Source organism: Vibrio sp. YT-19(2023), assembly GCF_033337395.1.
In genome coordinates, this window is the sequence record NZ_JAWOQN010000298.1 from 1 (window position 1) to 847 (window position 847).

Here is an 847-nt window from a genome sequence, read left to right on the forward strand (position 1 = left end):
AAACTAAGCCAGAGTTTGTTTGCCTCGTACCAGAAAAGCGTGAAGAGCTCACTACTGAAGGCGGCTTAGATGTGGTTGGTCAACTTGACAAAGTAAAAGCGGCAACGCAAAAGCTGACGGAAGCGGGCATTAAAGTTTCTCTGTTTATTGATGCGGATCGTCAGCAAATTGAAGCGGCGAAGCAGTGTGGTGCACCATTTATCGAGCTTCATACTGGTCATTACGCTGATGCAGAAACAGAAGAAGAGCAACAAGCAGAATTGAAGAAGATTGCTGCGGGTGCAAGCTACGCTGATGACCTTGGTATTATTGTGAACGCTGGCCACGGTCTGACTTACCACAACGTGGCACCAATTGCTGCGCTACCAGAAATTTACGAGTTGAACATTGGTCACTCTATCATTGGACGTGCAGTGTTTGATGGCCTAGAAAAGTCAGTGGCAGAGATGAAAGCACTGATGATCGCGGCACGCAAATAACTAGGTTCTGCGAATGGCTATTTTAGGTTTAGGAACCGATATTGCTGAAATCGAGCGTATAGAGAAAGCGCTAGGCCGCAGTGGTGAACCTTTTGCTCGACGTATTCTCTCTGAGGATGAAATGGCAAAGTTTTCGCAACTTAAGCAGCAAGGGCGTTATCTTGCTAAGCGTTTTGCCGCTAAAGAGGCAGCATCGAAAGCGCTAGGTACGGGGATTGCTCAAGGCGTGACTTTCCATGTTTTTACCGTCTCGAATGATGAGTTGGGTAAGCCAATTTTAATGCTGTCTGGCGTGGCTCAAAAAATGGCGCAGACGATGGGCGTTAATCACGTGCACTTATCCATTTCTGATGAACGTCACTACGCGG

Annotated in this window: 2 protein-coding genes; both read left to right on the forward strand. The window is 47.2% G+C overall.

The window, feature by feature from the left end:
• On the forward strand, positions 1-479 hold a 479-nt coding region (locus R7E78_RS25505), incomplete at its 5' end, for a pyridoxine 5'-phosphate synthase (protein WP_318058525.1).
• 13 nt (positions 480-492) lie between these two features.
• The coding region (acpS, locus tag R7E78_RS25510; RefSeq protein ID WP_318058526.1) for a holo-ACP synthase at positions 493-847 on the forward strand (355 nt) is incomplete at its 3' end.